General features: G+C 73.6%; 5 protein-coding genes and 1 pseudogene. 4 read left to right on the forward strand and 2 right to left on the reverse strand.

Annotation, left to right across the window (positions count from 1 at the left end; genetic code table 11):
• The 4 genes from ABZ641_RS24360 to ABZ641_RS24375 all read left to right on the forward strand — a co-directional run.
• A partial coding sequence (locus ABZ641_RS24360; RefSeq protein WP_359984881.1) for an MFS transporter occupies nucleotides 1-1,218 on the forward strand: 1,218 nt, incomplete at its 5' end.
• A 54-nt stretch (nucleotides 1,219-1,272) separates the two neighbouring features.
• Nucleotides 1,273-2,124 (forward strand): aldo/keto reductase, encoded by an 852-nt coding sequence (locus tag ABZ641_RS24365; RefSeq protein WP_359984882.1) that lies wholly within the window; start codon nucleotides 1,273-1,275, stop codon nucleotides 2,122-2,124.
• Between the two features lie 94 nt (nucleotides 2,125-2,218).
• The gene (locus tag ABZ641_RS24370) at nucleotides 2,219-3,532 is read left to right on the forward strand and encodes a flavodoxin (protein WP_359984885.1); all 1,314 of its coding nucleotides are present in this window, start codon (nucleotides 2,219-2,221) and stop codon (nucleotides 3,530-3,532) included.
• Between the two features lie 113 nt (nucleotides 3,533-3,645).
• Complete coding sequence (locus ABZ641_RS24375; RefSeq protein WP_344625183.1) at nucleotides 3,646-4,158, forward strand: STAS domain-containing protein; 513 nt, start codon at nucleotides 3,646-3,648, stop codon at nucleotides 4,156-4,158.
• 40 nt (nucleotides 4,159-4,198) lie between these two features.
• Here the strand turns inward: ABZ641_RS24375 and ABZ641_RS24380 are convergent, their stop codons facing one another.
• Together ABZ641_RS24380 and ABZ641_RS24385 are read right to left on the reverse strand one after the other, a co-directional pair.
• On the reverse strand, nucleotides 4,199-5,158 hold the full coding sequence (locus ABZ641_RS24380; RefSeq protein WP_344625184.1) for a D-2-hydroxyacid dehydrogenase family protein: 960 nt from the start codon (nucleotides 5,156-5,158) through the stop codon (nucleotides 4,199-4,201).
• A gap of 138 nt (nucleotides 5,159-5,296) precedes the next feature.
• Nucleotides 5,297-5,536: pseudogene (locus ABZ641_RS24385) on the reverse strand (ATP-binding protein); the annotation flags it as partial.

Raw genomic sequence — 5,536 nt, forward strand, 5'->3', positions numbered from 1 at the left:
CTGGGCGGCGGGATCGGCGGGCTGCAGTGGGTGGTGGACGGCTACACCCTGATGCTGGCGGCGCTGCTGCTGTCGTCCGGGTCGGTCTCGGACCGGATCGGCGCGAAGCGGGCGTTCGGCCTGGGGCTGGTGCTGTTCCTGGCGGCGTCGGCGGCCTGCGCCCTCGCGCCGACGCTGGGGGTGCTGGTGGGTGCACGACTGGTGCAGGGCACGGGGGCGGCGGTCATGATGCCGGCGACGCTGGCGCTGATCCGCGCGGCGTTCCCCGACGTCGACCGGCGGACCCGGGCGCTGGCGCTCTGGGCGGTGGGCGGGTCGGTGGGCTCGGCCGCGGGCCCGCTGGTGGGCGGGGCGCTGGCCGGGTGGGACTGGCGGTGGATCTTCTTCATCAACCTGCCCGTCGGCCTGGTGGCGCTGGTGCTGCTGAGCCGCGTCCCCTCCTCCCCGCGGCGGGCGGTGCCGTTCGACGTGACCGGTCAGGTCAGTGCGGTGGCGGCGCTGGGCGCGCTCACCTACGCGCTGATCGACGGCGGCCAGGGCGAGGCCGTGCGCGTCCCGCAGGCCGACGGCACCCTGGTGAAGATCCCCGCCGCCGTCGACGAGGCGCTGCTGCCCTCCCTGCTGACGCTGACCGACGTGTTCTGCACCGGCCACCACGCCGCCGTCACCGCCCGGGTACGCCCCGGCAGCAGCGTCGCCGTGGTCGGGGACGGCGCGGTCGGCCTGTGCGCGGTCCTGGCCACCAAGCGCCTGGGCGCCGAGCAGGTGATCCTGATGGGCCGCCACACCGACCGCACCGACCTCGGCGTGGAGTTCGGCGCCACCGACGTCGTCCTCGCCACCGGCGACGAAGGCGCGGAACAGGTCCGGAAGCTGACCGCCGGGCGCGGCGCCGACGCCGTCCTGGAGTGCGTCGGCTCGATGCAGACCCTCACCACCTCCTTCAGCGCGGTGCGCGACGGCGGCGTGATCAGCCGGGTCGGCGTCCCCTCCTACACCGACGGCCCGATCGGCATGGAAATGATCATGCGGAACATCACGCTGACCGGCGGCGTCGACCCCGCCCGCCACTACATCGACGCCGTTCTGCCCGACGTCCTGGACGGCACGATCCGGCCCGGCCGTGTCTTCGACCGCACCCTCCCGATGGAGCAGGCCCCCGACGCCTACCGGGCCATGGCCGACCGCCGCGTCCTGAAAGCCCTCCTCACCCCCTGACCCCACACGGCCCGGCAACTCCCGCCGCGCACCCGAGCAGCAAGGAAGAACACCGTGCAGCACGTCACCCTGAAAAACGGCGTCACGATGCCGATCCTCGGCTTCGGCGTCTACCAGATTCCCGCCGACCAGACCGAGCGCGCCGTCACTCAGGCTCTCGAGGCCGGCTACCGCCTGCTGGACACCGCCGCCGCCTACGGCAACGAGGAAGCCGTCGGCCACGCCATCAAGAACAGCGGCATCCCCCGCGAGGACCTGTTCGTCACCACCAAACTGTGGGTCCAGGACACCCCCGCCCAGGACAACACCCGCCGCGCCCTCGAGACCTCCCTGGCCAAGCTCGGCCTGGACCACGTCGACCTGTACTTGATGCACCAGCCCTACGGCGACGTCTACGGCCAGTGGCGCGCCATGGAGGCCGCGAACCGCGAGGGTCTGACGCGGGCGATCGGCGTCGCCAACTTCTACCCCGACCGGCTGCTGGACCTGATCCTCAACAACGAGATCACCCCGGCCGTCAACCAGATCGAGACCCACCCCTTCTTCCAGCGCGGCCCCGACCACGCCCTGATGCGCGATCACGGTGTGCAGCACCAGGCGTGGGGCGGCTTCGCCGAACGCAAGAACGACCTGTTCACCCACCCCGTCCTCAGCGAGATCGGCGAGGCGCACGGCAGATCGGTTGCCCAGGTCGTGCTGCGCTGGCTGATCCAGCGCGACATCGTCACGATCCCCAAGTCCGTCAACCCCGGCCGGATGGCGCAGAACATCGACGTCTTCGACTTCGCCCTCACCGACGGGCAGATGAAGCAGATCGCCGCCCTCGACACCGGCAAGACCCTGTTCTTCGACCACCACGACCCCGAGATGGTCGCCTGGCTCAGCAAGCGCCGCCTGGGCAGCTGACCCCCGCCACCACCCGGCCCCGGGCGCCCCGGCACCACCCCGTACCGGGGCGCCCGCCCGGACCCGGACCCGAACCGCCCTGGAGCAGCCCACCGTGACCGCGCCCCAACCCCCGACCGCCCCACCAGGCCGGCGTACCCTCCTGCGTGCGGCCCTGCCGACAGGAGCCGCCGTCATCACCGGCACCCATCCGACCGCCTGCTCGGCCGCCCGCACCGCCCCGGCAACCAGCCCGACACCGCGCACCGGGACCGGCCCGGCGAAGGCGGGCACCGTTCTGCTCACCTACTTCTCCCGGCCCGGCGAGAACTACTTCAACGGCGGGCGCACCACTCTGGCCGTCGGGAACACCGAACTCCTCGCCCGCAAGATCGCGGAGCGCACCGGCTGCGACGTCCACCGCGTCGAAGCCGCCGGCCCCTACCCCGACAGCTACGACGAGACCGTGCGCCGGAACGTCCGCGAGCAGGACAGCAACGCCCGCCCCGCCCTCGCCGGCCCACTGCCCGACCTCACCCGCTACACGACGGTACTGCTGGCCAGCCCCATCCGGGACGTCCGCGCCCCCATGATCATGACAACGTTCACCGAAGCCCTCGACCTTCGCGGCAAGACCGCCCATCCCCTCACCACCTATGCCATGAGCGGTCTGGGCACCACCGCACGCGACTACACCGTCTCCTGCCCGGGCGCGACCATTGCCGAGGGCCTGGCCGCCCGTGGCGAGGAAGCCGCAGCAGCCGACGCCCGACTCGACGCCTGGCTCCGCCGCAACGGCCTCGTGCCGGCCCGAGCACCCCCGACGGGCGACCCAGGCGGTGCTGCCGCGGTGCCGGCGCCAGGTGGTGAGCTCGGCGGGCCGCCAGCCGCCGTCGAGCCGGATCTGCACCCAGCGCCAGCGCGGTGCGACGTCCCGGCACGGACCGGTCCGTTCATCAGTGCCTGCGGGGCGAACACCACGTCCCCCGGCACGGTCGGCGGCCGGGCCGCACGCGAGAACGGGACATCGGCGGTCACACCTTCATCCTCGAACACATGTTCCCATCTGGCAATGGGCGGCCGCGCCCACTACTCTCCCGCCATGGATCGGACCCGCCCGCTGGTCCGCGACGTCCTCCCGGACCTCGCCGACGAACTGACCGCCCTCCTGCTGGAGGAGGGCGAGCACCGGCTGGCCGCGGGCATCCCGGCGCTGCGGCTGGTGGCGGAGTGCGGCTGCGGCGAGGCGTCCTGCCAGAGCATCCGCACCTCCGAACACCCGCCGGGCCAGCCGTACGGGTCGGGCCACCGCACCGTGCCGCTGCTCGCCGACGCGGGCCTGCTCGTCCTCGACGTGGTCGACGACCGGATCGTCCACGTCGAGGTGCTGGACCGGCCGCCGATGCGGCGCCGGACCGCCTGGATGTGACGGGAAGCGGGTCGATCGCGTAGTTTTCCCTGCTCACTGTCCGAACCGGGCGGGGGCGGGTAGGCGCGACGGCGCCCGCGTCCGTCCGGCAGCCGCAGGGAGGTGCGGAACGCATGACCGACGACCTGCGCGGCGGGCCGCTCAGGGATCCGGCCGCTCTGGAGATGGTGTGCGACGCCGTCGGCGACGACGGCGCGCTGTGCCGGGTGACCGGCACCCTCACCGAAGCCAGCCTGCTCCAGGCCGGACAGGGCCTCGACCTGGCCCTCCGGACCGGTCGGCGGCTGCTGGTGCTCGACCTCGCCCGCGTCCTGGTGTGCGACTCCGCCGCCATGGACTACCTGCTGCGGTTCGGCGAGGACGCCCGGGCCGCCGGTGTCCGGCTCCGCCTGTCGGCGGCCAGCCCCGCCGTCAGCCGCGTCCTGGACGAGACCGGCCGCCGGGCCGTCCTCGCCGTCTACGACTCGGTGGAGGAGGCGATGGCGGCAGCCCCGGAGGAGGCCGTCGAGGCGGCCGCCGACCCCGCCGGCGGCGCGGACGCCGCAACCACCGCAGACACGACCGCGGGCACGGACACGACCACGGGCACGGACGCGGAGCTTCCGCAGCAGCGCCCGAGCCCGTGACGACGGGCCGGGGTCCGGTGGGCGGCGCCGGTGGCGGTCATCAGCCGAGCAGGCGGACGGGCGAACCGGCCAGGAACGCCTCGATGTCCTCCACCGCCTGGCCGTAGTACGTCTCGTAGTTGCCGCGCGAGACGTAGCCGAGGTGCGGGGTGGCGAGCAGCCGGGGCGCGGTGCGCATCGGGTGGTCCGCCGGCAGCGGCTCGATGTCGAAGACGTCGACGCCCGCACCCGCGATCCGGCCGTCGTGCAGGGCGGCGAGCAGGGCCTCCTGGTCGACGATCGCGGCCCGGGAGGTGTTCACCAGGTAGGCGGTGGGCTTCATCAGCGCGAGTTCGGGTGCGCCCAGCAGCCCGCGGCTCCGCTCGCCGAGGGCCAGGTGGACGGAGACCACGTCACTGCTCGCGAGCAGGTCCTCCTTGGACGGGGCGAGGGCGACGCCGACCTCGCCGGCCCGTTCCGCGGTGAGGTTCGGGCTCCAGGCGACGACGTCCATGCCGAAGGCCAGGCCGACCTGCGCCACCCGGCTGCCGATCTTGCCGAGGCCGAGCAGGCCGAGCCGGCGGCCGTGCAGGTCGGCGCCGACGGTGCTCTGCCACGGGCCGCCCTGCCGCAGGGCGGTCGACTCGGCGACCAGGCCGCGGGCGAGTCCGAGGATCAGTGCCCAGGTGAGTTCGACCGGCGGGGTGGAGAGGCTCTGCGTGCCGCAGACGGTGATGCCGAGTTCGGCGGCGGCCGCCCGGTCGATGACGGAGTTCCGCATGCCGGAGGCGATCAGCAGCCGCAGCCCGGACAGCCGGCGCAGCAGCGTGCCGGGGAAGGCCACCCGCTCGCGCAGGGTCACCACGATGTCGAAGTCGGCGATCGCGGCGGCGAGCGCGTCCTCGTCGGTGAAGTGCTCGCGGAAGCTCACGACCTCGACCCGGCCGTCCAGCCGCGACCAGTCCGCGACGGTCGTCGCGACGCCCTGGAAGTCGTCGAGCACGGCACAGCGCAGCTGCATCCTGCAGTCCTCTCGGGTTCGGAAGGCCGCGGCGGGCCCTGCCGGTCACCGATGGCCACCGGTGATCACGTGCAGGCTATCCCGCCGCCGCTGTCGGCCGACGCGACGTCAGCAGAGGTACCGTCAGCCGAGGCACCGTCAGTCGAAACGGATGTGCCGGACGCTCGTCCAGGTCCGCCTGAGGGCGCCGCGCAGCGGGCCGCCGGTGTCGGGGGCGAGCGCGATCCCGGCCGACGCGGCGATCCGGTCCGCGACCTGGGCGACGGTCAGCCGGTCGGTCCACAGGTGCTCGGCGAACTCCTCGCCCCGCAGGCGTTCCAGGCACAGGTCGAGCCTGGACACCGCGAAGCTCTCGCGGCGCAGAGGCGCGTCCTTGCC

The organism is Kitasatospora sp. NPDC007106 (genome assembly GCF_040634455.1).
GTDB classification, from domain to species: domain Bacteria; phylum Actinomycetota; class Actinomycetes; order Streptomycetales; family Streptomycetaceae; genus Kitasatospora; species Kitasatospora arboriphila.

Coding starts and splice junctions, on each gene's coding strand:
- ABZ641_RS24375 (WP_344625183.1), top strand. CDS start 3,646: ATGACCGACGACCTGCGCGGCGGGCCGCTCAGGGATCCGGCCGCTCTG.
- ABZ641_RS24380 (WP_344625184.1), bottom strand. CDS start 5,158: ATGCAGCTGCGCTGTGCCGTGCTCGACGACTTCCAGGGCGTCGCGACG.